21 protein-coding genes and 1 pseudogene are annotated in these 23,310 nt (G+C 73.4%); 12 read left to right on the forward strand and 10 right to left on the reverse strand.

Annotated elements, in window-relative coordinates; genetic code table 11:
- Nucleotides 1–97 precede the first annotated feature (97 nt).
- A pseudogene (locus G9272_RS36000) lies at nt 98–688 on the reverse strand (phosphatase PAP2 family protein); the annotation flags it as partial.
- A gap of 68 nt (nt 689–756) precedes the next feature.
- On the opposite strand from G9272_RS36000, the gene G9272_RS36005 reads away from it, so the two are divergent.
- The 3 genes from G9272_RS36005 (at nt 757) to G9272_RS36015 (ending at nt 3,548) form a co-directional block, all read left to right on the forward strand.
- Entirely contained in the window at nt 757–1,416 is a 660-nt protein-coding gene (locus tag G9272_RS36005; RefSeq protein ID WP_171400401.1) for a histidine phosphatase family protein, read from the forward strand.
- Nucleotides 1,417–1,495: 79 nt separating this feature from the next.
- A complete protein-coding gene (locus tag G9272_RS36010) occupies nt 1,496–3,115 on the forward strand; it encodes an ABC-F family ATP-binding cassette domain-containing protein (RefSeq protein ID WP_171400402.1) in 1,620 nt (539 codons plus the stop codon).
- A gap of 85 nt (nt 3,116–3,200) precedes the next feature.
- Nucleotides 3,201–3,548, forward strand: coding sequence for a DUF6158 family protein (locus G9272_RS36015; protein ID WP_437184339.1), 348 nt, complete (start codon nt 3,201–3,203; stop codon nt 3,546–3,548).
- 258 nt (nt 3,549–3,806) lie between these two features.
- Here G9272_RS36015 and G9272_RS36020 read toward each other — a convergent pair whose 3' ends face one another.
- The 3 genes from G9272_RS36020 to G9272_RS36030 form a co-directional block, all read right to left on the reverse strand.
- Nucleotides 3,807–4,349, reverse strand: a complete 543-nt coding sequence (locus tag G9272_RS36020) for a type 1 glutamine amidotransferase domain-containing protein (RefSeq protein WP_171400403.1) — start codon at nt 4,347–4,349, stop codon at nt 3,807–3,809.
- A 94-nt stretch (nt 4,350–4,443) separates the two neighbouring features.
- Nucleotides 4,444–4,824, reverse strand: coding sequence for a DUF2795 domain-containing protein (locus G9272_RS36025; protein WP_171400404.1), 381 nt, complete (start codon nt 4,822–4,824; stop codon nt 4,444–4,446).
- A gap of 78 nt (nt 4,825–4,902) precedes the next feature.
- Entirely contained in the window at nt 4,903–6,699 is a 1,797-nt protein-coding gene (locus G9272_RS36030) for a thiamine pyrophosphate-requiring protein (protein WP_171400405.1), read from the reverse strand.
- Nucleotides 6,700–6,957: 258 nt separating this feature from the next.
- Here G9272_RS36030 and G9272_RS36035 point away from each other — a divergent pair, with 258 nt between their 5' ends.
- The 4 genes from G9272_RS36035 (at nt 6,958) to G9272_RS36050 (ending at nt 11,456) form a co-directional block, all read left to right on the forward strand.
- Nucleotides 6,958–7,752 (forward strand): RNA polymerase sigma factor SigF, encoded by a 795-nt coding sequence (locus G9272_RS36035; protein ID WP_171400406.1) that lies wholly within the window; start codon nt 6,958–6,960, stop codon nt 7,750–7,752.
- A 171-nt stretch (nt 7,753–7,923) separates the two neighbouring features.
- Nucleotides 7,924–8,688, forward strand: a complete 765-nt coding sequence (locus tag G9272_RS36040; RefSeq protein ID WP_171400407.1) for a hypothetical protein — start codon at nt 7,924–7,926, stop codon at nt 8,686–8,688.
- 297 nt (nt 8,689–8,985) lie between these two features.
- Nucleotides 8,986–10,233, forward strand: a complete 1,248-nt coding sequence (locus tag G9272_RS36045; RefSeq protein WP_171400408.1) for an aminotransferase class I/II-fold pyridoxal phosphate-dependent enzyme — start codon at nt 8,986–8,988, stop codon at nt 10,231–10,233.
- The gene (locus G9272_RS36050) at nt 10,230–11,456 is read left to right on the forward strand and encodes an MBL fold metallo-hydrolase (RefSeq protein WP_253268052.1); all 1,227 of its coding nucleotides are present in this window, start codon (nt 10,230–10,232) and stop codon (nt 11,454–11,456) included. The genes G9272_RS36045 and G9272_RS36050 overlap by 4 nt, the downstream gene beginning before the upstream one ends.
- Before the next feature lie 160 nt (nt 11,457–11,616).
- Here G9272_RS36050 and G9272_RS36055 read toward each other — a convergent pair whose 3' ends face one another.
- Entirely contained in the window at nt 11,617–12,246 is a 630-nt protein-coding gene (locus G9272_RS36055) for a DedA family protein (protein ID WP_171400409.1), read from the reverse strand.
- Nucleotides 12,243–13,016 carry an MBL fold metallo-hydrolase gene (locus G9272_RS36060; protein WP_171400410.1) on the reverse strand — a complete coding sequence of 258 codons (774 nt, stop codon included), beginning with the start codon at nt 13,014–13,016 and terminating at the stop codon, nt 12,243–12,245. Before G9272_RS36060 ends, G9272_RS36055 begins: the two co-directional genes overlap by 4 nt.
- Before the next feature lie 83 nt (nt 13,017–13,099).
- On the opposite strand from G9272_RS36060, the gene G9272_RS36065 reads away from it, so the two are divergent.
- The 5 genes from G9272_RS36065 to G9272_RS36085 all read left to right on the forward strand — a co-directional run bounded on the left by G9272_RS36065 (nt 13,100) and on the right by G9272_RS36085 (nt 19,175).
- Complete coding sequence (locus tag G9272_RS36065; protein ID WP_171400411.1) at nt 13,100–13,510, forward strand: hypothetical protein; 411 nt, start codon at nt 13,100–13,102, stop codon at nt 13,508–13,510.
- An 82-nt stretch (nt 13,511–13,592) separates the two neighbouring features.
- Nucleotides 13,593–15,707 carry a phage holin family protein gene (locus tag G9272_RS36070; RefSeq protein WP_171400412.1) on the forward strand — a complete coding sequence of 705 codons (2,115 nt, stop codon included), beginning with the start codon at nt 13,593–13,595 and terminating at the stop codon, nt 15,705–15,707.
- 109 nt (nt 15,708–15,816) lie between these two features.
- The gene (locus G9272_RS36075) at nt 15,817–16,878 is read left to right on the forward strand and encodes an ATP-binding protein (protein ID WP_171400413.1); all 1,062 of its coding nucleotides are present in this window, start codon (nt 15,817–15,819) and stop codon (nt 16,876–16,878) included.
- Nucleotides 16,875–18,671 carry a vWA domain-containing protein gene (locus G9272_RS36080; RefSeq protein ID WP_171400414.1) on the forward strand — a complete coding sequence of 599 codons (1,797 nt, stop codon included), beginning with the start codon at nt 16,875–16,877 and terminating at the stop codon, nt 18,669–18,671. The genes G9272_RS36075 and G9272_RS36080 overlap by 4 nt, the downstream gene beginning before the upstream one ends.
- Nucleotides 18,672–18,749: 78 nt before the next feature.
- The gene (locus tag G9272_RS36085) at nt 18,750–19,175 is read left to right on the forward strand and encodes an OsmC family peroxiredoxin (protein WP_020125610.1); all 426 of its coding nucleotides are present in this window, start codon (nt 18,750–18,752) and stop codon (nt 19,173–19,175) included.
- A gap of 92 nt (nt 19,176–19,267) precedes the next feature.
- On the opposite strand, the gene G9272_RS36090 is transcribed toward G9272_RS36085, so the two are convergent.
- From G9272_RS36090 to G9272_RS36105, 4 genes are all read right to left on the reverse strand, one after another.
- Nucleotides 19,268–19,675 (reverse strand): hypothetical protein, encoded by a 408-nt coding sequence (locus G9272_RS36090; RefSeq protein WP_171400415.1) that lies wholly within the window; start codon nt 19,673–19,675, stop codon nt 19,268–19,270.
- Nucleotides 19,672–21,396, reverse strand: a complete 1,725-nt coding sequence (locus tag G9272_RS36095; protein WP_171400416.1) for a right-handed parallel beta-helix repeat-containing protein — start codon at nt 21,394–21,396, stop codon at nt 19,672–19,674. The genes G9272_RS36090 and G9272_RS36095 overlap by 4 nt, the downstream gene beginning before the upstream one ends.
- Nucleotides 21,397–21,539: 143 nt before the next feature.
- A complete protein-coding gene (locus tag G9272_RS36100) occupies nt 21,540–22,361 on the reverse strand; it encodes an SAM-dependent methyltransferase (protein ID WP_171400417.1) in 822 nt (273 codons plus the stop codon).
- A 52-nt stretch (nt 22,362–22,413) separates the two neighbouring features.
- Nucleotides 22,414–23,277, reverse strand: coding sequence for a helix-turn-helix domain-containing protein (locus G9272_RS36105; protein WP_171400418.1), 864 nt, complete (start codon nt 23,275–23,277; stop codon nt 22,414–22,416).
- Between the last annotated feature and the right edge of the window lie 33 nt (nt 23,278–23,310).

Raw genomic sequence — 23,310 nt, forward strand, 5'->3', positions numbered from 1 at the left:
CCGGGTCCCCGGTTCCCTCACCGTACGCCGATGCCCGGATGATGAGACCATTCGTCTTGCGATATGAGCTGACGATGCGTCAGTCCTCTTTCTTGCCCGGGTGATTTCGCCGTCGGAGGCGCGCGGCGTGCCGGACGGCGAACGCGGCGCCGACGCCCAGTGCCGCGCCCGCGAGCACGTCGCTCGGGAAGTGGACGCCCGTGTACACCCGGGACATCGCCACCGAGAACGCGACCGGCGCCACCACCGCGCCCCACGCAGGCGACTCCAGGGCGACCCCGGCCGCGAAAGCCGCCGCCGAAGCGGAGTGACCGGACGGGAAGGAGGTGGTGATCGGCTGCCGCTTCAGTCGCCGACCCAGCGGCACCGCGTCCAGCACGGGCCGGGACCGGCGCACCGAGCGCTTGCCGAGGGTGTTGATGGTGAGGGAGGCCAGGCCGAGGGAGGTCAGCCCGCGCGCGGCGGCGCGACGGGCCCGGGGCGTGCCGGACACGGCGAGGGCCGCCGCCGTCGCGAACCAGAGCACGCCGTGGTTCGCGCCGCGGCTCAGTCGCGGCAGGACCGGCTCGGCGGCCGGCCAGTGCCGCTCGGCGGCGAACGCGAACACCTGGTCGTCGAGGGCGAGAAACAGATCGCGCAGGCCGTGGCGGCCGGGTTTCAGGACGGTGAGATCGACATCGGGCATCATGCGCTGCGGGTACCCTGAAGTGGCCGTTTCTTGTGCGGGGGCGGCTTTCGACACCGGAGGGTCACTGCATGCGACTGCTGCTCGTCCGCCACGGCCAGACCCCCACGAACGTGGACTACCTGCTCGACACCGCCGTCCCCGGCCCCGGCCTCACCGAACTCGGCGCACAGCAGGCCGCCGCCCTGCCGCAGGCCCTCGCCGGCGAGGACATCGAGGCCCTCTACGCCTCGACTCTCGTACGCACCCAGCTCACCGCCGCCCCGCTGGCCGCCGCCCGCGACCTCGACGTCCTCGTCCGCGACGGCATCCGGGAGATCTCCGCGGGCGACCTGGAGATGGCGTCCGGCAACTCGGAGCACGGCGAGATCTACCTGCGCACGGTGTTCGCCTGGGCGGCGGGCGACGTCGAGCTGCGCATGCCGGGCGGCGAGAGCGGCACCGAGTTCCTGGCGCGGTACGACGCCGTGGTCGCCGAGGCCGCGGCGAGCGGCGCCGGGACCGTCGCGATGGTCAGCCACGGCGCCGCGATCCGCGGCTGGGCGGCCACCCGCGCCGACAACGTCGACGTGCCCTTCGCCGCGGCCAACCGCCTCGCCAACACCGGCACCGTCATCCTCGAGGGCTCCCCGGCCGACGGCTGGAAGGCCCTGTCCTGGGCGGGAGCGACGGTCGTGCCCGCAGGGGAGGGCGGCCCGGCGGGGCAGCCGGTGGCGGGGGCCGGCGGCTGACGGGCGACGGCGCTCCTTTCCCGGCCGCCGTGCATAACGGTTTGCCGCATCCCGTGGACGGCCCGCAGAATGCGTCCTCATGGGACACCTGGAAGCCGCGCACCTCGAGTACTACCTCCCCGACGGGAGGGCGTTGCTCGGCGACGTTTCCTTCCGGGTGGGCGAAGGGGCCGTGGTGGCGCTGGTCGGACCCAACGGCGCCGGCAAGACGACCCTGCTGAGGCTGATCTCGGCCGAGCTGAAACCGCACGGCGGGACCGTCACCGTGTCCGGCGGTCTCGGCGTGATGCGCCAGTTCGTGGGCTCCGTGCGGGACGAGACGACCGTCCGCGACCTGCTGGTGTCCGTGGCCACGCCCCGTATCCGTGAGGTCGCGCAGGCCGTCGACAAGGCCGAGCACGCGCTCATGACCGTCGACGACGAGGCCGCGCAGCTCCAGTACGCGCAGGCCCTCTCCGACTGGGCCGAGGTGCGCGGGTACGAGGCCGAGACGCTCTGGGACATGTGCACCACGGCCGCGCTCGGCGTCCCCTACGACAAGGCCCAGTTCCGCCTCGTACGCACCCTCTCCGGCGGCGAGCAGAAGCGGCTCGTGCTGGAGGCGCTGCTGCGCGGCAACGACGAGGTGCTGCTGCTCGACGAGCCGGACAACTATCTCGACGTGCCCGGCAAGCGGTGGCTGGAGGAACGGCTGAAGGAGACCCGCAAGACGGTCCTCTTCGTCTCCCACGACCGCGAACTCCTCTCCCGCGCCGCCGAGAAGATCGTCTCCGTCGAGCCCGGCCCGGCCGGGGCCGACGCCTGGGTGCACGGCGGCGGCTTCGCCACCTACCACGAGGCCCGCCGCGAACGCTTCGCCCGCTTCGAGGAGCTGCGCCGCCGCTGGGACGAGAAGCACGCCCAGCTGAAGAAGCTGGTCCTGAGCCTCCGTCAGGCCGCCTCCATCAGCCATGAGTTGGCCTCCCGCTACCAGGCCGCCCAGACCCGGCTGCGCAAGTTCGAGGAGGCCGGCCCGCCGCCGGAGCCGCCCCGCGAGCAGGACATCACGATGCGCCTCAAGGGCGGCCGTACGGGCGTGAGGGCGGTCACCTGCAAGGGACTCGAGCTCACCGGTCTGATGAAGCCGTTCGACCTGGAGGTCTTCTACGGCGAGCGGGTCGCGGTCCTCGGCTCCAACGGCTCGGGCAAGTCGCACTTCCTGCGGCTGCTGGCCGGCGACACCGTGGCGCACACGGGGGAGTGGAAGCTCGGCGCGCGCGTGGTGCCCGGGCACTTCGCCCAGACCCACGCCCACCCCGAGCTGCTGGGCCGCACCCTCCTGGACATCCTGTGGAGCGAACACTCCCAGGACCGGGGCGCGGCCATGTCCCGGCTGCGCCGCTACGAGCTGACCCAGCAGGCCGAACAGACCTTCGACCGGCTCTCCGGCGGCCAGCAGGCCCGCTTCCAGATCCTGCTGCTGGAACTCCAGGGCGTCACGGCGCTGCTCCTCGACGAGCCGACCGACAACCTCGACCTGGAGTCCGCCGAGGCCCTCCAGGAGGGCCTCGAGGCCTTCGACGGTACGGTCCTCGCCGTCACCCACGACCGCTGGTTCGCCCGTTCCTTCGACCGTTACCTGGTCTTCGGCAGCGACGGCCGGGTCCGGGAGACCGCGGAGCCGGTGTGGGACGAGCGGCGCGTGGAGCGGGCCAGGTAGGGAGCCGGCCCGCACGGAGGCCCGAGGACCGGAATGTTCGTACAGTGGAAGCGGAGACGTGCTCCCGGGTGGGTACCCGAACCGCATGGACGAACACGACGAGCGGGGCATGACCATGACCGGAGTCGACCCGGACCGGCTGGACGACCAGCAGCTGATGAAAGAGCTGGAGACGATCCACCGCACGCGCCACGACACCCTGCTGTACGGCTCGAACGACGCCCTGCGCGCCCACAACGGCCGCATGGCCCAGCTGGAGGGCGAGTACCTGCGCCGTAACCCGCGCCGCTTCGTCTCCCCGGGCCGTACCCGGGACGGGGCGAGGGAGCGGGCCGTCGGAGCCGAAGGGGTCCGCTCGCATCAGGCTCCGGCCACGGGCACTCCGGTCGGCAAGTGGGGCCCGGGAACGACGAGCGGCCCCGGCGGGGCCTGAGCCCACCGGAGCCGTCCGACCGCTAATCCTTCGCGGTCTCTCGCGGTCTCTTGCATTCTCGTGCGGTGTTCTGCGATGTCTGTGTGGGGCCGGTCGGCCGCAGACTGTCTACAGTGTCCCGCCGACCGCCGACCGCCGACCGCCGACCGCCGACCGCCGACCGCCGACCGCCGACCGCCGACCGCCGACCGCCGACCGCCGACCGCCGACCGCCGACCGCCGACCGCCGACCGCCGACGACCGACCGCCGACCGGCGGTCAGCGCGCTTCCTGTGTGAACACGTCCAGGAACGCCTCGCAGAAGGCCTTGAGATCGTCCGGCTTGCGGCTGGTGACGAGCTTGTTGGGGCCGTGGTCGCAGATCCTCACCTGCTCGTCGACCCAGGTGGCGCCCGCGTTGCGCAGATCCGTCGCGAGGCTCGGCCACGAGGTCAGCACACGGCCCCGTACGACGTCCGCCTCGACGAGGGTCCACGGGGCGTGGCAGATCGCGGCGACCGGGCGGCCCTGCTCGAAGAAGTCCTTGACGAACGCCACGGCCTTGCCGTCGGTGCGCAGGAAGTCGGGGTTCGCGACGCCGCCCGGCAGGACCAGCCCGCCGAAGGACTCCGCGGACACCTCACCGACGACCTCGTCCACCCGGAACGTGTCCGCCTTGTCGAGATGGTGGAACGCCTGGATCTCGCCGGACCCGGTCGACACCAGAACGGGCTCGTGGCCCGCGTCCACCGCCGCCTGCCAGGGGTCGGTGAGTTCGACCTGCTCGACGCCCTCGGGTGCCGTCAGAAACGCGATGCGCATGAGGGTCAACGTCCTTTCCGTGTCCTTACGGCCCTTACAGCCCTTACCGCCCTTACGTCAGCGGGCCCGATCTCGCCGGACGGGTCCCGCGCCGTCACCGGCCGTTCCCGACCAGCGCCTCGGCCAGCTCCTGGGCATTGGCGTAGCGGTCCTTGCCCGGCAGTTGCCGCACCGCTTCCACCAGCGCGTCCGGCGCGTTCTTGCGACGCAGGCCCACGGCCAGCGCGCCCGCGCCCGCGGGGAAGGAACTCCGTCCCAGGGTCCGCGCCAGCTCCAGCCGCACGGTCTCCAGCGTCGCCCGGGAGCTCCCGGGCACCACCGGCCCGCCCCAGATGTCGGGGTCGTCCTCGGCGGACGGTTCGGGGTCGTGCCACTCCTCCACCCGCGTGGGGTGTCCGGACCTCAGCAGGCCCTTCAGTTCGTGCTTCATCTCGTCGTCCCGGTGCACGCTCAGCCGGTCGCTGCCTCGCTGCATGTCGCTCCCTCCAGGTCTTCGTCGGCGTCGGTGGCCACCGCGTACCCGAGCACAGGGAGCCGACACGGGGTCTCCGGGCTACTTCTCCTGCCGTCCCGGCAGGAACTCCTGCATCTTCGCCCTGAAGCCCTGTTTGATCATGGAGCCCCGGTCGGCGTCGCCCTTGAGGGCCGAGGCGACCGTGGCCTCGATCTGCTCCCAGGTGGCGTGCGGCGGGACCGGCGGCACGGCCGGGTCGGTGAGGAACTCGACGACCGCGGGGCCGTCCGCCTCCAGGGCCGTACGCCAGCCCCGCTCGACGTCCTCCGGCGTCTCCACCCGCACCCCGGTCAGCCCCAGGGAGCGGGCGAACGCCGCGTACTGCACGTCCGGCAGCTCCTGTGAGGGCAGGAACGACGGGGCGCCGCCCATGGCGCGCATCTCCCACGTCACCTGGTTCAGGTCGCGGTTGTTCCACACCGCGACGACCAGCCGCGGGTCCGGCCAGCGGTCCTTGTACTTGGCGGCCGTGATCAGCTCCGCGAGCCCGTTCATCTGCATCGCCCCGTCCCCGACCAGCGCGATCACCGGCCGGTCCGGATGGGCGAACTTCGCGCCGATCGCGTACGGCACGCCGCAGCCCATCGTCGCCAGCGTGCCGGAGAGGGAGCCGCGCATGCCGGGGCGCAGCGTGACGTGGCGGGCGTACCAGTTCGCCACCGAACCCGAGTCCGAGGTGACGATCGCGTCGGGCGGGAGCAGCGGGGACAGCGCGCGGGCCACATGCTCCGGGTTGATCGGGTCGGCCGACAGCCCCGCCCGCCGGTCCAGCACGTCGTCCCAGCGCCGTACGTTGTCACAAACGGTTTCGAACCACTCCCGGCCGCGTTCCTCGCCCCTGATCATCGGGATCAGCCGGCGCAGGGTCTCCCGCGCGTCGCCGACGAGGTTCACCTCGTACGGGTAGCGCATCCCGATCATGTGCGGATCGATGTCGATCTGCACGCCCCGCGCCTTGCCGAACTCGGGCAGGAACTGCGTGTAAGGGAAGGACGAGCCGATCGTCAGCAGGGTGTCGCAGTCGCGCATCAGCTCGTAGGACGGCCGGGTGCCGAGCAGGCCGATCGAGCCGGTGACGTAGGGGAGTTCGTCGCTCAGGACGTCCTTGCCGAGCAGCGCCTTCGCGACGCCGGCGCCGAGCGTTTCGGCGATCCGCTCGACCTCGGTCCGGGCCCCGGCGGCGCCCTGGCCGGCCAGGATCGCCACCTTGTCACCGGAGTTGAGGATGTCGGCGGCCTGCCGCAGGGACTCCTCCGACGGGATCATCGTCCCACCGCTCAGGCCGGGACTGGACGGCACCATCTTGAACTCGTGGGTGGGCGCCGCGTAGGCGAGCTCCTGCACGTCCCCGGGGATGATGACCGCGGTCGGGCAGCGGCGGGCGTACGCGGTGCGGATCGCCCGGTCCAGGACGTTCGGCAACTGCTCGGGGACCGTCACCGTCTCCACGAACTCCGAGGCGACGTCCTTGAACAGCGAGTGCAGGTCCACCTCCTGCCGGTACGAGCCGCCCATCGCCGAACGGTGCGTCTGGCCGACGATCGCGAGCACCGGCACATGGTCGAGCTTCGCGTCGTACAGGCCGTTGAGCAGGTGGATCGCACCCGGCCCCGAGGTCGCCACGCACACCCCGAGGCGGCCGCTGAACTTGGCGTAGCCGACCGCCTGGAACGCGGACATCTCCTCGTGCCGCGACTGCACGAAACGCGGCTCGTCGCCGGCCCGGCCCCAGGCGGCGAGCAGGCCGTTGATGCCGTCGCCGGGATAGCCGAAGACCTGCTCCACCCCCCACTCCCGCAGCCGCTGAAGGACATGGTCGGAAACCTTGACGCTCATGGAAGTGACCTCCTGGGCAGGGGACATGGACGCGATGTGAAGGTCGTGTCCCGTTCCGGGTGACCCCCGGGACCGCCGGAAAACCTGGACGGGTGTTTGGCGTGGGGAGTCCGGGGCAGGCGCGCCACAGTGCTTCGGACCGGAGGCACGTCCGTGGGAGGCGCGACTTCGCGACCCCCGGCGGCCCGGTCGGGCTGCTGTCGCGTTTCCCCGGTGACCGGCCAACCCAGAGCACTTCCAAGGGAGTTGCCACACCCCATGCCGAACAGAGCAAACGCGAAGCGCCATCCGCACGACGACGCCCCCGACACCGCCGACGCCTTCCGCAGGCTCGCCACCCTGCCCCCGGGGCCCCAGCGCGACACGCTCCGCTCCCAGATCGTCGAGGCCTGGCTGCCCATGGCCGACCGTCTCGCCGGCCGCTTCCGCAGCCGCGGCGAGGCCTTCGACGACCTGCGTCAGGTCGCCGCGCTCGGCCTGGTCAAGGCCGTCGACCGCTATGACCCCGAACTCGGAAACGCTTTCGAGAGCTACGCCGTCCCCACCGTCACCGGTGAGATCAAGCGGCACTTCCGCGACCACATGTGGACCCTGCACGTGCCGCGCCGCGTCCAGGAACTGCGCAACCGGGTGCGCTTCGCGAGCCAGGAACTGGCCCAGACCGTCTCCGGGCGGCGGCCCACCGTCGCCGAGATCGCCGAGCGCGCGCAGCTCAGCGAGGAGGACGTCCGCACCGGGATGGCGGCGCTGGAGAGCTACACCGCGCTGTCGCTGGACGCGGAGCTGCCGGGCAGCGAGGACGGCTACTCGCTGAGCGAGGTGCTGGGGGCGGCGGACCCGGCGCTGGGCACGGTCGTCGACCGGGAGTCCGTCAGGACCCGGCTCGCCGCACTGCCCGAGCGGGAGCGGGCGATCTTGTACATGAGGTACTTCGAGGACATGACGCAGAGTCGGATCGCGGAGCGGCTGGGCATCTCACAGATGCATGTGTCCCGGCTGATCAACCGGTGCTGCAATCGGTTGCGGGAACAGGTTCTGAAGGACGTGGTGTAGCAGACGTGGTGTAGCAGGAGCACGCCGGCCCGGAGGCGTCGGCGGTCACCCGGTTGGTGGTCTGTGTCCCGCCAATGGCGTCCGGCCGCGCGCGGCCGGCGGGTCCTCGGGCTCTGATGGCTGTGGGGCGGCAACGCCCCGCCCGCAGCCGTCGGCCGAAGGAACCGTCCCATGCGTCGCACCGCCCACATCCTCTCCGCCCTCGCCGTGGCCGGCGCCGCCCTGGTCGCCGTCGGTCCGGCGGCGTTCGCGGACCCGGCGGCGGAGGTCAGCCCGGGCAGCGTCGCCCCGGGCGGCAGCGTCACCGTGTCCGTCTCCTGCGGTCCCCTCGGCACCACCGCGCCCGAGAGCCTCGACGCCACCTCGCAGGCCTTCGCCGAGGGCACCGTCAAACTGACCAAGGTCCCCGGCGCCGCCGGCGCCCAGTCCGGGACCGCCTACCGGGGCACCGCCCGTATCGCGCCCGCCACCGACCTCGAGGTGAGCCCGGAGGCGGTCGGACCCGACGCCGCCTGGACCGTCGACGGCACCTGCCCGGCGGCGCCCGGCGGACAGGGCAAGCCGTGGAGCGCGACCCTGGACGTCGCGCGTGGCGCACCGCAGCCGTGCGGGTCGGCGTCCGCCGCGTCCTGCGCCACCGGCCGGCCGTGTCCGCCGGCGCAGGGCACCTCCACGGAGCACACCGACACCTGCCGCACCGGCCAGCCGTGCCCCCCGCCCGAGCCCGAGCCCGAGCCCGAGCCCCAGCCCCGTGTCACCGAATCCCACGAGGACGGCTGCGCCCCCGCCACCGTCGGCCACGGCGTTCAGGCCGGTGAGGGCGGTGCCTTCACCGACTCCGTGCCCGCGCTCGCCGCCGGTGGTCTGCTGATCGCCGGCGCGCTCGGTGCCGCCGTGCACCGGCTGTGCCGCCGGGACCCCGAGGGCGGCGTCTGACCCGCCGGAGAGCCGGCCCGGCCCGCGCTGTGACCGGCGCAACGCGCGGGGACGGCCATGAGGGAAGGTCCCACGGGGTACTCAGAGCCCAGGGGCACGATCGGCCCCGTACGAGCGTCCGGCCCCGCAGGGCCGCCGGGCCCCGTACGGGACGTGACACCCCGCCCGGTCCACGACGACGTCCGACGACCGGGTACGGCACAGCGCCGCGGGCACCACACCCGGCACGGCACCAGGACCGGAGGCAGGGCACCAGGAACAGGCAGAGCACCAGGGACGGACTGCGCGGAGGACGACATGCGGCGGACGGGAGCGGAGGACCACGGGCCCGTCCGCTACGGCCCGCCGCTGCCCTCGGACGGCCTGCCGGTGCTGCCGGAACTCGTCTCGGTACTCGCCCGGGCCGCCGGCCGCGCGGAAAGCGAGCCGGTCGGCGGCGGCCCCGCCCTCCTCGACGCCGCCGGCGGCTACTGGGAGCGGCGCGGGACCCCCGCCGAGCCGGGACGCCTCGTGGCCGGGCCCGGCGCCCCCGCCCTGCTGCTCGCGCTGACCGCGGCCCTCGGCGGCGACGTCCTGGTGCCCCGGCCCTGCGCGGCCTGGTGGGCGCCGTACGCACGCCTGTTGGGAAGGCCCGTCTTCCATGTGGCGACGCCCGCCGAGTGCGGCGGCGTCCCGGACCCCTACGCCCTGCTGGAGACCGTGCGCCGGGTGCGCGCCGAGGGCGGCGATCCGCGGCTGCTGGTGCTGTCCGTCGCCGACGACCCCACCGCGACCGTGGCGCCGCCCGAGGTGCTCCACGAGGCGGTGGAGGCCGCCGCGGGCGAGGGCCTGCATCTGGTCAGCGACGAGACCTGGCGCGACACGCTGCACACCCCGCAGGACACCGTGCTGGTCAGCCCCTCGGAGATGCTGCCCGAGCAGGTCACCGTCGTCAGCGACCTCGCCGGTGCGCTGCTGCCCACCGGCTGGCCGGCGGCCGTCGCCCGGTTCCCCGACTCGGCCACCGGCGACGACCTGCACGCGCGCGTGCTCGATGTCCTCACCGCGCTCGGCGCGCGCGTGGCCGCACCGGTCGCCGCCGCGGCCGCGTACGCCCTGGCCGAGCCCGAGCCGGTCGCCGCACGCGTCGCCGCCGCCGTACGTCTGCACGCGCGTGTGGCGGACGCGGTGCACGCCACCGTGGTCGCCGCGGGTGGCCTCGCCCTCCCGCCCCGGGCCGGTCGTCACCTGTACGTCGATCTCGGCCCGCTGCGCACCGCGCTCGCCGCGCACGGCGTCGGCGACGCACAGGACCTGGAGGACTTCCTCTCCGCCCGGCTCGGGATGCCCGCGCCGGGCGGACACCGCTTCGGGGACGAGCTCGGGGCACTGCGCGTCCGGCTGTCCACCGGCATGCTGCTGGACGGTACGGACGCGCAGCGCACGGAATGCCTCACGTCACCCGCACCGTTGGAACTGCCACACGTGCAACGCGCGTTGATGCTCTTGAGGTCGGTCTTCGACGATCTCCGTGACGACGCTCAGCGATGGGAGCCTCCTCGATGACGCAGCAGTCCGAGTCGACCACCACCGGCACCGTGACCACCGAGGACGCCGACGCCCCGGCTCCCGTGTCCCCGGCCCCCGTGTCCCCGGCTCCCGTGTCCCCGGCTCCCGTGTCCCCGGCTCCCGTGTCCCCGGCTCCCGTGTCCCCGGCTCCCGTGTCCCCGGCTCCCGTGTCCCCGGCTCCCCTGTCCCCGGCCCCCCTGTCCCCGGCCCCCCTGTCCCCGGCCCCCCTGTCCCCGCTCGCGCCCCCCGCCCCGCCGCTCGCCGAGCCCCGCCCACCGGGGGAGCGGCGGGTGTGGCCGCGGACCTTCCACGACCGGCTGACCTCACCGCTGCCCGACCTCAAGGCCTTCGCCCGGTTCGCCCGTGAGGGTTCCGTGCGTCCCGGCAGGGACGGCCTCGCCGACATTCCCCTGCTGCCCTTCGCGCCCGCCCCGCTGCCCCGGGTGGACGCCCGTACGATCGCCGTCTCCTGGGCGGGCCACGCCAGTTGGGTGGTGAGCGTCGGCGGCCTCACCGTCCTGACCGACCCGGTCTGGTCGCGCCGTATCCTCGGCACCCCGGCCCGGATCACCCCCGTGGGCGTCCCCTGGGAGGAGCTTCCGCGCGTCGACGCCGTCGTCATCAGCCACAACCACTACGACCACCTCGACGCCCCCACGCTGCGCCGGCTCCCGCGCGACACACCCGTGTTCGTGCCGGCCGGGCTCGGACGCTGGTTCCTGCGCCGCCGGTTCACCCGGGTCACCGAGCTGGACTGGTGGGAGGCCGCCGAACTCTCCGGCGTCCGCTTCGACTTCGTGCCGTCCCACCACTGGTCCAAGCGCTCCCTCACCGACACCTGTCACTCCCTCTGGGGCGGCTGGGTGCTCACCGCCCCCGACGGACAGCGCGTCTACTTCGCCGGGGACACCGGCTACGGCCACTGGTTCTCCCGCATCGGACAGCGCCACCCCGGCATCGACCTCGCCCTGCTGCCCATCGGCGCCTACGACCCCCGCTGGTGGCTCAGTGACGTCCACTGCGACCCGGAGGAGGCGGTCCGCGCCACTCTCGACCTCGGGGCGCGGCGGATGGCCCCGATGCACTGGGGCACGTTCGTGCTGTCCGCCGAGCCCGTCCTGGAGCCCCTCACGCGCGTGCGTGCTGCCTGGGAGAAGGCGGGGCTGGACCGGGACGACCTGTGGGACCTGCCGGTGGGAGGCGCACGGGTACTGGAGTGACAGACACGGGTACCGGAGTGGCACGAGTACCGGAGTGGCACGAGTACCGGAGTGGCACGGTCGTACGGGTACCGGAGTGGCACGGGTACCGGTGTGACTCGGGTCCGGCGTCCCGCGATTGCCGGACCGGCACGGGCGCCGGACGGGCAGGGCTCCCGGGCTAGGCGGCCCTGGTTCCCCGGACCCGGCGCCACAGGCTCGGGGCCGCGCCGATCACCACGGTCAGCGCGACCGCGGCGACCACGCCCTCCCACGGCTCGGGGAACAGCGAGCCGCCGAGGATCCCGATCAGCTGGTAGGTCACCGCCCAGGCCAGACAAGCCGGGAGATTGCCCCGCATGAAGCGGCGCAGCGGCCACTTCGCCATCAGACAGGCCAGCATCACCGGTATCCGGCCCGCCGGCACCAGCCGGGACAGCACCAGTACGGCCGTGCCGTGGTGGGCGAGCTTGTCCTGCGCCTGCTCCAGCCGCTCCTCGGGGGCCCGCGAGCGGATCGCCTCCAGCCAGCGTGAGCCGTTCTTCGACCGCATCCCGCGCCGCCCCAGCCAGTACAGCGCCGCGTCCCCGCAGAACGCCGCGAGCGACGCCGTCAGGAACACCATCGCCAGCGCGAACGGCACCGTCTGATGGACGGCGACCGCCGCCGCCGTACTCACCAGCGCCCCCGTCGGCACCACCGGCACCAGCGCCCCGATCAGCACCAGCAGGAACAACGACGGATAGCCGAGGGCCTGCTGCGTGGCCTCCGTCGGCACGACCGTCACGGTCGCGGCGAGCCACCATTTCACCGGGAGACCTCCGGGCGCACGCTCTCCCCGTGCCCGAGCCGGTGCACCGCCACTCCCGGCGCACGTTCCGCCGCGAGCCGTACGAACTCCTCGCCGGGGGCATGGAATTCATGGGGGCGCACGGCGTCCATGCCGATCGGCCAGTACGTGCCGTAGTGCACAGGCACCGCGGTGCGCGGCGCCAGCCGGACCAGCGCCTCGGCCGCGCGCCCCGCGTCCAGGTGCCCCTCGCCGAGGTACGGCCCCCAGCCGCCCACCGGCAGCAGCGCCACGTCGACCGGCCCGACCTCCTTGGCCATGTCGTCGAACAGGCCGGTGTCCCCGGCGAAGTACGTCCGGGCCTCGCCCTCGACGACGTACCCGAGCGCGGGGGAGTGGTGCCGTCCGACCGGCAGCCGGCGTCCGTCGTGGCGCGCGGGCACGGCCCGTATCCGCACGTCGCCGACGGTGGTCTCGTCCCCCGGCGCCATCTCGCTCAGCCGCAGATGCCGCAGCCGGCGCAGCCCGGGGACGGCGCGCGGCGCGCCCCGGGGCACCAGCAGGCGCGTGCCCGGCGCAAGGCGCGCCAGCGAGGGCACGTGCAGATGGTCGGCGTGCAGGTGGGAGACGAGCGCCACGTCCGCGCGCCAGGCGCCGGGCGGGGGCAGCGCGCCCCGGCGGCGGCGCAGATGTGCGAGGCGGCGCGCGAACAGGGGGTCGGTGAGCACACGTACGTCCGAATCCTCGACCGTGCAGGTGGCGTGCCCCCACCACGTGATCTCCACCGCCACCTCTTTGCCTCCTTCGCGCGACTCCCCGAAGCCTACGGGCAGGAGTAGGGTCGGCGGCGAAACCCGGAGGTGAGGGGGACGCCATGGGACCGGTGCGGGTCATGCGGGTCACGGCGATCGCGAGTCTGACGCCGCTCGAGGAACTGGACGCCGATCCCTTCCTGGTGGACTCCCGCAGCCAGCACGCGATGTGCGCGCGGTGGGCCGCGGAGCGCGGCTACGTCGTCAGCCGGGAACTGCTGGTCCGCGGGCTGCGCGCCGACCACTGCGTGCTGTGGGACGGGATCCGGGCCGGCGTCGACCTGTTCGTCGCGCCCAGCCGCCGGGTGCTGGAGAGCGCGCTGTCGTCCGTGGAGGAGTTCTCCGCGGAGTGCGCGCGGCGCGGTGTACGGGTGGAGACCGTCGGCAGCGCCGAGCCCGCCTACGACGCGCAGATGAAGGCCCGGGTGCACCGGCGGCTGTCGATGCCGACGGCCGGCTACGACGGGCGGTAGCCGCGGGGTGCCTGTCACCGCGATATGACAGGGTGGAGGGCGGCCCCCGGGCGTCGGGGCCGGAACGCGAGGTGTACGGGGCGTGCGAGGGGTGCGGTGGCGGCGGGCTGTCAGCCAGGCCGGGCGGAGCGTCGCGGTGTGGGGCGTCTCCACGCTCACGATGCTGGTGCTCGCGGGGATCCTGCCCGACTTCCGGCTCCAGTCCGCCGACGGCGCCAGCGCCACCACCATCGCCATGACCGCCGCCGTCGGCGCCGGGGTGTTCGGTGTGCTGTCGGCCCTGGCCTGGCCCCTGCTGGTGCGCCTGCTGCTGCTCGTACCGGCGCTGGTCCTCGGCCTGCTGGTGTTCTTCCTCAACGGCTCGCTGCTGCTGCTCGCCCTGCGTCTGAACCCCTCCGGGCAGAGCGAGGCCGCCCCGGAGACCGCCGTGATCGTCGCCGCCGTGATGTCCGCCGTCGCCTCAGCGACGGGCGGCGCCCTGGCCGTACGCGACGACGACGCCTACCGCCGCCGGCTGTACCGGCTCGCCGACCGGCGCCGGAGAGGCGGCGCAGCCTGCCCCGCCACGCCCGGCACCGTCTTCCTCCAGCTCGACGGCGTCGGCCACGACGTGCTGGCCGCGGCGGTGCGCAAGGGGCTGATGCCGACCGTCGCCGGATGGCTGGGCAGCGTCCCGCAACAGGACCGTGGACAGGGCCGCGCCGCAAGCGGCGCGCCCCGCCCCAGCCACCGGCTCATCTCGTGGCACACCGACTGGTCCAGCCAGACCGGCGCCAGCCAACTCGGCATCCTGCACGGCAGCAACCACGACGTGCCCGCCTTCCGCTGGTACGAGAAGGACACCGGGGAGGTGATGGTCTGCAACCGTCCCACCAGCGCCGCCGAACTCCAGCGCCGCGCGGTCGAACGCACCGGCGACGGCGGGCTGCTGTCCGCCGACGGCGCGAGCCGCGGCAACCTCTTCAGCGGCGGCGCGGACGAGCAGGCCCTCGTGCTGTCCATCGCCACCCGCCGGCGCAGCCGGGAGACGCGGTCCCGGGCCGGCTACTTCGCCTACTTCTCCGACCCGGCCAACGCCGTGCGCACCGCGCTGTCGTTCGTCGCCGAGGTCGGCCGCGAGACGGGCCAGTCCACCCGCGCCCGGCTGCGCAGGGAACGCCCACGCGTCGGACGCGGCGGCCTCTACCCGCTCGTCCGCGCCTTCGCGACCGTCGTCGAACGCGACGTCGTGGTGGCCGCCGTGATGGGCGACATGCTCGCCGGCCGCACCGCCGTCTACGCCGACCTGGTGGCGTACGACGAGGTCGCGCACCACTCCGGGCCGCTCGGCCGGGACACCGAGCAGGTCCTCGGCCGCCTCGACCGGGCGCTCGCGCTGCTCGAGAACGTCGCCGAGCACGCCCCCCGCCCCTACCGGATCGTCGTCCTGTCCGACCACGGCCAGAGCCCCGGCGAAACGTTTCACGCCCGCTACGGCCTCACCCTCGGCGACCTGGTGCGGGCCGGCTGCGGGCTGGCCGTGTCGCGCAAGGCCGAACGCACCCACAGCGGCGCCGAGGCCCGGGCGGCCGTCCGCGCGGCGCTGCGCCGGCCCGTCGAGGAGGGCGGCGAACGCCACCGCCCGGCCGGCCGCCGCTCGGAACCGATCGTGCTGGCCTCGGGCAACCTCGGCCTGATCTCCTTCCCGGACGTACCGCACCGGATGAGCAAGGAGGAGATCGACGCCCGCCACCCCGCCCTGCTGACCACCCTCGCCAACCACCCCGGCATCGGCTTCCTCCTCGTCCGCAGCGAGGAGCACGGCGGGGTCGTCCTCGGCGCGTACGGCGCGGAGATACCGCTGGACCAACTCGACCGGACGCCCGGCCCGCTGGCCGCCTTCGGGCCCGGAGCCGCCGACGCCGTGCGCCGCACCCACTCCTTCCCGCACACCGCCGACATCATGGTCAACTCCTTCCACGACCCGGCCGACGGCGAGGTCCTCGCCTTCGAGGAGCAGATCGGCTCCCACGGCGGCCTCGGCGGCGCCCAGGCCAGACCGTTCCTGCTGTCCCCGCTCGCCCTGTCCGCGGCCGTCGAGGACGACGAGGAGTTGATCGGCGCGGAGCAGGTGCACCGCGTCCTGCGCCGCTGGCTGCGCGAGTCCAACGGGCCCCAGGTACCGCTCGAGACGGCACCGGAGGAGCGCGCCGCCTGAAATTCGGCTGCGCCGGGGGAGTCGTACGCACACACTGTCCGTACTGATCCGTTCGTCCGGATCCCGCGCACTCGCGCGCCCTTCCCGCATTCTCCCGAGGAGCCTTCCTTTGCAGGCTGCCGTCACGGTCACGCCCTCCCGTATCCCCGAACTGCTCCTCGGCCTCGCCACCGTGCGGCCGGTGTTCCTCTGGGGCGCCCCCGGTATCGGAAAGTCCTCCCTGGTCAGGGACTTCGCCGAGTCGCTGGGGCTGGAGTGCGTGAGCCTGCTCGGTACACAGCTCGCGCCCGAGGACCTGATCGGCGTACCCCAGATCCGGGACGGGCGGTCGGTGTTCTGCCCGCCGGAGGCCATCGCCCGTGACGAGCCGTACTGTCTGTTCCTGGACGAGCTGAACGCGGCCACGCCCGACGTCCAGAAGGCGTTCTACTCCCTCATCCTCGACCGGCGGATCGGCAACTACGAGCTCCCCAAGGGCTCGATCGTCATCGGCGCCGGGAACCGGGCCACGGACAACGCGCTCGCCCGGCCCATCGCCTCCGCGCTCGTCAACCGCCTCACCCATGTCCACCTCGAGGCGTCCGCGAAGGACTGGCTGAAGTGGGCCGCGGCCAACGACATCCACCCCTGGGTCGTCGACCACCTCACCGACCGGCCCGACCATCTGTGGTCCAAGCCGCCGAAAACCGAGGAACCGTTTTCCACCCCCCGCTCCTGGCACATGCTCTCCGACGCGCTGCACTCCTTCGGGCCCGACCTCGACGAGGACACCCTCACGGTGCTCGCGCACGGCACGCTGACGCCCACGCACGCCACCGCCTTCCGCGGCTACGTCAAGATCGTGCGCAGCCGGTACGGCATCGAGGCCATCCTCAAGGGCGAGGCCCCCTGGCCGCGCCGGGTCGAGGACCGCGACCTGCTCTACTACCTCGCCGACTCGTTCCGCGGCCGGCTCGTCAAGGAACTCCCCGCCGTCCGGGAGCACATGTCGGCGAAGGGCCGGCAGACCGCGTACCGCGCCAAGTCGCTGCTCGTGCAGCTCGCCGAGATCTCCGTCGAGGTCGCGCAGACCGTCATCGCCTCCGACACCGACGGCAACCCGGTGCTGCCCGCCTGGTTCCTGGTCGAGGCGGCCCGGGACATGCCCCGTCTCGTGGAGGCACGCCGGTGAAACGTGAGGACCGCGACAAGAAGAAGCGGGATCTCGCGGCGGAGGCGTTCGAGTCCGGGAGGCTGGCGCTGCGCGGCAACCCGGCGCTGGCCGCTGTCGACTTCGACATCTGCCGCCGCGAGGAGTGCACCATGGCTCCCCGCGACGGACTCGTCCGCGCGGACTCCAACGGCACCCTGCACGCCCATCCCACCCGGATCGCCGATCCCGCCGCCTGGGCCTGGTCCCTCGCGCACGCCGCCCTCCACCTCGGCTTCGGACACCTCCCGGCCTCCCCGCGCGAGCGCGCCCAGCCCGACCGGTACGACCTCGCCGCGCGCTGTATGGTCGTCAACCGTTTTCTACTGACGTTTCCGGTCGGCCGCGCCCCCGACGAGCTGCCGTCGTCGTACCCGGGCGGCGACGAGGAGCAGCTCGCCGCCCGCTGGCGGCGCAGCGGACTCCCGGCCGCCTACGAGCACTGCGGCACCGCGGGGACGGCCGCCGACCAGGTGCTCGTGCGCTGGACCTGGTCCGGGCGGCAGATGCCGGACTGGCCGCTGGCCTTCGCCACCGCCCTGACCCGGACCGTGTCCGCCGCGATGGACATGGCGGGCGGCCGCCGCGACTCCCTCGGCGGTGAAGTAGCCCCCCGGCGGCCCTGGGAACGCGCGCTGAGCTGGTTCGTCTCGTCCTACCCGCTGCTCGGCGGCCTCGCGGCCGGCATCAAGCTCGTCGCCGACGCCGAACTCGCCCGCGCGCACGGCATCTCGATCGCCGCCGTGAACGCGGAGGCGGGCGAGATCTACATCAACCCGCTGCGCCGCTACGAGGACGAGGAGTGGCGGTTCGTCCTCGCCCACGAGATGCTGCACGCCGCCCTGCGCCACGGCGACCGCTGCGGCACCCGCGACCCCTACCTCTTCAACGTCGCCTGCGACTACGTCATCAACGGCTGGCTGCGCGAGATGCAGGTCGGCACCATGCCCGAAGGGCTGCTGTTCGACGCGGAGTTGGCGGGCCTGTCCGCCGAGGAGGTCTACGACCGCATCACCGTGGACCTGCGCCGGATGCGTCGACTGGCCACCCTGCGCGGCAAGGGACTCGGCGACATCCTCGGAGCCCCGCTCGGCCCGCCCTGCGACTACGTCGACCTCGACGGCTTCTACCGCCGCGGCCTCGCCCAGGGCCTCGACCTGCACCAGCGGCAGGAACGCGGCTTCCTGCCCGGCGGGTTGGTGGAGGAGATCCGGGCACTCAGCCACCCGCCGCTGCCCTGGGACGCCCGACTCGCCCGCTGGTTCGACGAGTTCGTGCCGCGCCCCGAGCCGGTGCGGACCTACGCCCGCCCCGCGCGCCGGCAGGCCTCCACGCCCGACATCCCGCGCGCCGGCCGCTGGTTCCCGCCCGAGGAGATCGCCCGCTGCACCTTCGGCGTAGTCCTCGACACCTCCGGCTCCATGGACCGCACCCTGCTCGGCAAGGCGCTCGGCGCCATCGCCTCGTACGCCGAGGCCCGCGACGTCCCGGCCGCCCGGGTCGTGTTCTGCGACGCGGCCGCGCACGACGCGGGCTATCTGCCGGTCACCGAGATCGCCGGCCGGGTCCGTGTGCACGGCCGCGGCGGCACGGTCCTCCAGCCCGGCATCGACCTGCTGCACCGCGCCGACGACTTCCCGCCGGGCGCGCCGCTGCTCGTCATCACCGACGGCTGGTGCGACGTGCTGCGGGTACGGCGCGACCACGCGTACCTGATCCCACAGGGTCGTCGACTGCCGTTCACCGCGCGGGGGCCGGTGTTCCGGGTGCGGTGACGCGGAGTGTGATCGGATGGGGCACGGAAACCCGTGCAACGGGAACCCCATGCAGAACCCCATGCGAAAGGAAGAACCGTGGCTACCACGCGCTCCGCACACACGGTCTGGGAAGGCAACCTGCTCGAGGGCAACGGGGTCGTGACCTTCGACTCCTCCGGCATCGGTCAGCAGCCGGTGTCGTGGCCTTCGCGCGCCGAGCAGGCGAACGGCAAGACCAGCCCGGAGGAGCTGATCGCCGCCGCCCACTCCAGCTGCTTCTCCATGGCGCTGTCGCACGGCCTGGCCGGCGCCGGCACCCCGCCCACCAAGCTCGTCACCTCGGCGGACGTCACCTTCCAGCCGGGAGAGGGCATCACCGGCATCCACCTGACCGTGGAGGGCACCGTCCCCGGTCTCGACGACGACGCGTTCGCCGCCGCCGCCGAGGACGCCAAGAAGAACTGCCCGGTCAGCCAGGCGCTCACCGGCACGACCATCACCCTGTCGGCCAAGCTCGCCTGAGTCCGCCGCGTCGGGTCCGGGGCGCGGGAGCCGTACGAGGCCCCCGCGCCCCTTCGTGCCGCCCGGCCCTCGCCGGGCCGGGCCGGCCCGGCTCAGACGAGTCCCGTCAGCCCCCTGATCGCGGACTGCGCCCACTCCTGCGCCCCGAACGCCGTGCCGGCCGCGAGGCCGGTCGCGACGGGTGCCAGGGCTCCCTTGAGCATGGTCACCGAGCGGCGGAGCCTGCCCGGCTCGGGCGACTCCGGGCCGGTGATCTCGGCGAGGACCTCCTGGGCCGCGCTCTCGGCGTCCGCGCGCTCCTGGTCGCCGAGACCGGCCGCGGGCAGCTGCCGGAGCAGCTCGGTCACCAGCGTCGCGAGCGCCTCGTGGCCCGGGGCGACCGTGCTGTTGAGCTGCTGGTTCTGGGTGACCGTCTCGTTGTTCCAGGCGAACTGGGAGCCCGACACGGCCCCTTGGAACACCGGACCGTCGTAGTGGTGCTCCTGTTGCGGGTCGTTCATCGGCCGACTCCGTCCTGATCGCTCTCGTTGCTCTGATGGGTCTGCTGCTGGATGACGTTGGTGTTGTTCCACGCCAACTGGGCGCTGTGGACCGCCTCGACGAAGACCGGGCCGTGGTAGTGGTTGACGATCGTCGGCGGCGGGGCCGGCTCCGTGATCTCCCTGACCGGCAGCGACGTCCGGAGCGAGACCAGCTTGACGCGGCCGTTGTGCTGCACGGCCACCCCCGTCGTCCCGGTCACGGCACAGCCCGCCAGCCGGCCGCCGCACGCGTCGTCGCAGCGCACTCCCGTGGCCGCGCAGTTCTCGAAACGGCTGTCGGCGACGTCCAGATACGCGGAACCCGTGCCGCACAGGCCGTACGACTCCGCGCCGGTGACGGTGAGGTTCCGCGCGACGAGCCGCGCCGTGCCGAACGCCAGGGCCCCACCGGTGCTCACGGCCGAGACCTCGCTGTCGTGCACGTGCAGCTGCGCCTCCTCGCCGGCGCCGAACCCCAGCAGCCCGCGCTCCGCCGACACGCCCCTCAGTGTCACCCGGGACTGACCGACGGCGGCCACGGCGGCCATGTCGAAGTCGAGGATCTTCGCGTCGGTGAGCTCGGCCGTCGTACCGCCGTTGCCCCGCGTCTCCAGGCCGAACGGGCAGCGCTCGACGCGGACCTGCGCGAACTCGGCCTTGCTCTCGTCCCAGACCCGCAGCGCGACGCCGGTCAGGTCATGCACGTCGACGCGGGTGAAGTGGCCTCTGGCCTTGTCGGTGACGGCGATGCCGACATTGCCCGCCGAGACGCGGCAGCCGGTCACCCGCGGGGCGCCGCCCCGGGTCGACAGCACCGCGACGTTTCCCGCGCCGGTGATCTCGCAGTCCTCGAACGTGCCACGGCCCGAGTCCTGGACGTGGATGCCGGTGTCGCGGCAGTCGGCGAACACACAGCCGCGCACCGTCGGGTCGGCGCCGCTCGCCACCAGGATCCCGTTCTCGGCGTCGGTGACGCGGGTGCCGTGCACGGAGCCCCGGGACTGCTCGATGAAGGCCAGGCCCGCCATGTGCGTGGCGACGACCGTGCACCCCTCGACGGTCAGCTCCGCCCGTGTGTCCGCCATGACGGCCGCCTGCTCGGCACCGGTGACCTCGCACCCGACGAGGTGGGCCCAGGCGTCGCTGACGCGTACGCCGTGGATCCGGCTGCCGTCGAACCGGCTGTCCCGGACCAGCACCCGGGCGTTCTCGATCACCGCGAGCGCGTTGTCGGCGGCGTCGGTGAACCGGCACCGCTCGACATGCCCGCCGGCCCCGGCGAAGACGGTCCGGCCGTACCGGAACTCGCTGTCCGTCAACGTCACGGACGTGCTGGGCCGGGCGTGCGCACAGACCCCGTTGTGCGCCCGGATCGCCACCCGGTCGAGGGTGAGGCTTCCCGCGTGGCAGTCGACGACGCCGGCGTCGGCGTCCCGGCCGACCAGAACCAGGCCGCGGACGACGACCGACCCCGAGACGTCGAGCACGGTGCCCCGGGGAACGCTCACCACCACGGAGCCTGCGTCACCGAGCGCGGCCAGCTCGATCTCGCCCCGGACGGAGAGCCGTTCCTCGTAGTGGCCGGGGGTGATCTCCACTCGGGCGGCCCGGCCCCGCGCGGTCGCGGCGCGCAGCGCGGATCCGATGTCGGGGTGGGTGCCACGACCCCCGTGCGGCGCGACCACGTACCTCTTGACCATGCCTGCTTCCCCCGCAGCGCCCGCCCGTGACGAATCGTCGACTCCCGGTCACCGATGCTACCGGAGGGGGCGGTGGCGTCGGGGGTGCAGGCAGTGGCCTTCACCCGACCTCCCACCGGCCGGGGACGCGCCCCGGTACCGGCTCAGGGCTTGCGGGCGACCCCCGCGTACACCGGCACGATGCCCTCCGCCTGGACCGCCACGTCCTCCGGCTCCGGGCGCCAGCCGGAGACCGGGATCACGCCCGGTCCGAGCAGCTCCAGGCCCTCGAAGAAGCGGGCGAACTCGGCCAGGGAACGCGGGTAGAAAGGGGTTCCACCGCGCCGGAAGTTCTCCGCGGCCTTCTCGATGGCCACGGGGTTCAGATCCGGGGTGACCTGGGAGAGGATCAGCCAGCTGCCCGGCGCGAGCGCGGCGACGTACTTCTTCAGCAGGCCGTGCACGTCGTCGCCCGCCGGGTCGTCGCTCAGGTAGTGCGTGAGCGCCACCAGCGACAGCGCGATCGGGCGCGTGAAGTCCAGGGTGTCGGCGGCCCGGTGCAGCAGCGTGTCGAGGTCGCGGACGTCGGCGTGCGCATACCGGGTGGAGCCCTCCGCCGAACCGTGCAGCAGGGCCTCCGCGTGCCGCAGCACGATCGGGTCGTTGTCCGCGTACACGACCTTGGACTCCGGGGCCACACCCTGCGCCACCTGGTGCAGGTTGGGCCGGGTGGGGATGCCGGTGCCGATGTCGAGGAACTGGCGTATCCCGGCCTCGGCGGCCGTGCGGACGGCCCGCTGCATGAACCGGCGGTTGGCCCGCGCCCCTCGCAGCACCGTGCCGTCCACGGCGAGGATCCTGCGGGCCAGCTCCTCGTCCACGGGGTAGTTGTCCTTGCCGCCCAGCCACCAGTCGTAGACGCGGGCCGGATGCGGCCTGCTGGTGTCGATGCGGGCGGGTGCCTGCTCGGCCTCGGATCCGGTCATGCGGGTCTGCTCCTCTTGGTCTCGGAAGGAAGCTCGGGGTGACGGGGCGTGCTCAGAGGCTTGCGCGGGCGTCCCGCAGGATCTTCTTGGTGTGCTGCGCGGACGCGGCATGCGTCGTCATGTGGTCGAGGACCTCCAGATGCGCGGAGACCTCCTTGCGATCGTCGAGGTACAGAGCCCCGGTCAGGTACTCCGTGACGACCATGTCGGGCAGTTCGGGCTCGGCGAAACGGAACAGTGAGAACGGCGCGGACGTCCCCGGATGCGGGCCGGCCGCGAACTCGGAGACCTGGAGGGTGATCCGGTCGCGCTCGGCGAACTCCACCAGCCTGTCGAGCTGTTCGGACATCACGGCGGCGTCCACGCTCACCGGACGGCGCAGCACCGTCTCGTCCATCACCACCCACAGATGGGGCGGGTCGTCGCCCTCCAGCAGCCGCTGGCGCGCGAGGCGCAGCGCCACATGCCGCTCGATCGACTCGGGGGTCGTCTGCCCGACGGTCCCGGCCTCCAGCACGGCGCGCGCGTAGGCCTCCGTCTGGAGCAGCCCGGGTACGAAGTGCGGCTCGTACGAGCGGATCAGCCGGGCCGCGCCCTCCAGGCTCACGTACAGGCTGAACCACTCCGGCAGCACGTCGTGGTAGCGCTGCCACCAGCCGGGCCGGTTCGCCTCCTCGGTGAGCGAGACGAACGCCTCGGCCTCCTCGTCGCCGACGCCGTACGTCTCCAACAGCACCTGTACGTAGGGGACCTTCAGCGCGACGTCGGCCGTCTCCATGCGCCGCACGGTCGCCGGGGCCACGCGCAGGGCGCGGGCCGCCTCCTCGCGGCCGAGGCCGGCCGCCTCACGCAACTCCTGGAGCCGCCTGCCCAGTACCACCTGGCCCACCGTGGGTGCGGGCCGTCGCTCACTCACCCCACGTCTCCCCTATGCGTCGAGACACGCGGG

This window comes from Streptomyces asoensis (genome assembly GCF_013085465.1).
Lineage (GTDB): Bacteria > Actinomycetota > Actinomycetes > Streptomycetales > Streptomycetaceae > Streptomyces > Streptomyces cacaoi_A.

Bases quoted from the DNA above. Each gene is read 5' to 3' on its own strand.
- G9272_RS36005 (WP_171400401.1), top strand. From the start codon at position 757: ATGCGACTGCTGCTCGTCCGCCACGGCCAGACCCCCACGAACGTGGAC.
- G9272_RS36010 (WP_171400402.1), top strand. From the start codon at position 1,496: ATGGGACACCTGGAAGCCGCGCACCTCGAGTACTACCTCCCCGACGGG.
- G9272_RS36015 (WP_437184339.1), top strand. From the start codon at position 3,201: ATGGACGAACACGACGAGCGGGGCATGACCATGACCGGAGTCGACCCG.
- G9272_RS36020 (WP_171400403.1), bottom strand. From the start codon at position 4,349: ATGCGCATCGCGTTTCTGACGGCACCCGAGGGCGTCGAGCAGGTCGAA.
- G9272_RS36025 (WP_171400404.1), bottom strand. From the start codon at position 4,824: ATGCAGCGAGGCAGCGACCGGCTGAGCGTGCACCGGGACGACGAGATG.
- G9272_RS36030 (WP_171400405.1), bottom strand. From the start codon at position 6,699: ATGAGCGTCAAGGTTTCCGACCATGTCCTTCAGCGGCTGCGGGAGTGG.
- G9272_RS36035 (WP_171400406.1), top strand. From the start codon at position 6,958: ATGCCGAACAGAGCAAACGCGAAGCGCCATCCGCACGACGACGCCCCC.
- G9272_RS36040 (WP_171400407.1), top strand. From the start codon at position 7,924: ATGCGTCGCACCGCCCACATCCTCTCCGCCCTCGCCGTGGCCGGCGCC.
- G9272_RS36045 (WP_171400408.1), top strand. From the start codon at position 8,986: ATGCGGCGGACGGGAGCGGAGGACCACGGGCCCGTCCGCTACGGCCCG.
- G9272_RS36050 (WP_253268052.1), top strand. From the start codon at position 10,230: ATGACGCAGCAGTCCGAGTCGACCACCACCGGCACCGTGACCACCGAG.
- G9272_RS36065 (WP_171400411.1), top strand. From the start codon at position 13,100: ATGGGACCGGTGCGGGTCATGCGGGTCACGGCGATCGCGAGTCTGACG.
- G9272_RS36090 (WP_171400415.1), bottom strand. From the start codon at position 19,675: ATGAACGACCCGCAACAGGAGCACCACTACGACGGTCCGGTGTTCCAA.
- G9272_RS36095 (WP_171400416.1), bottom strand. From the start codon at position 21,396: ATGGTCAAGAGGTACGTGGTCGCGCCGCACGGGGGTCGTGGCACCCAC.
- G9272_RS36100 (WP_171400417.1), bottom strand. From the start codon at position 22,361: ATGACCGGATCCGAGGCCGAGCAGGCACCCGCCCGCATCGACACCAGC.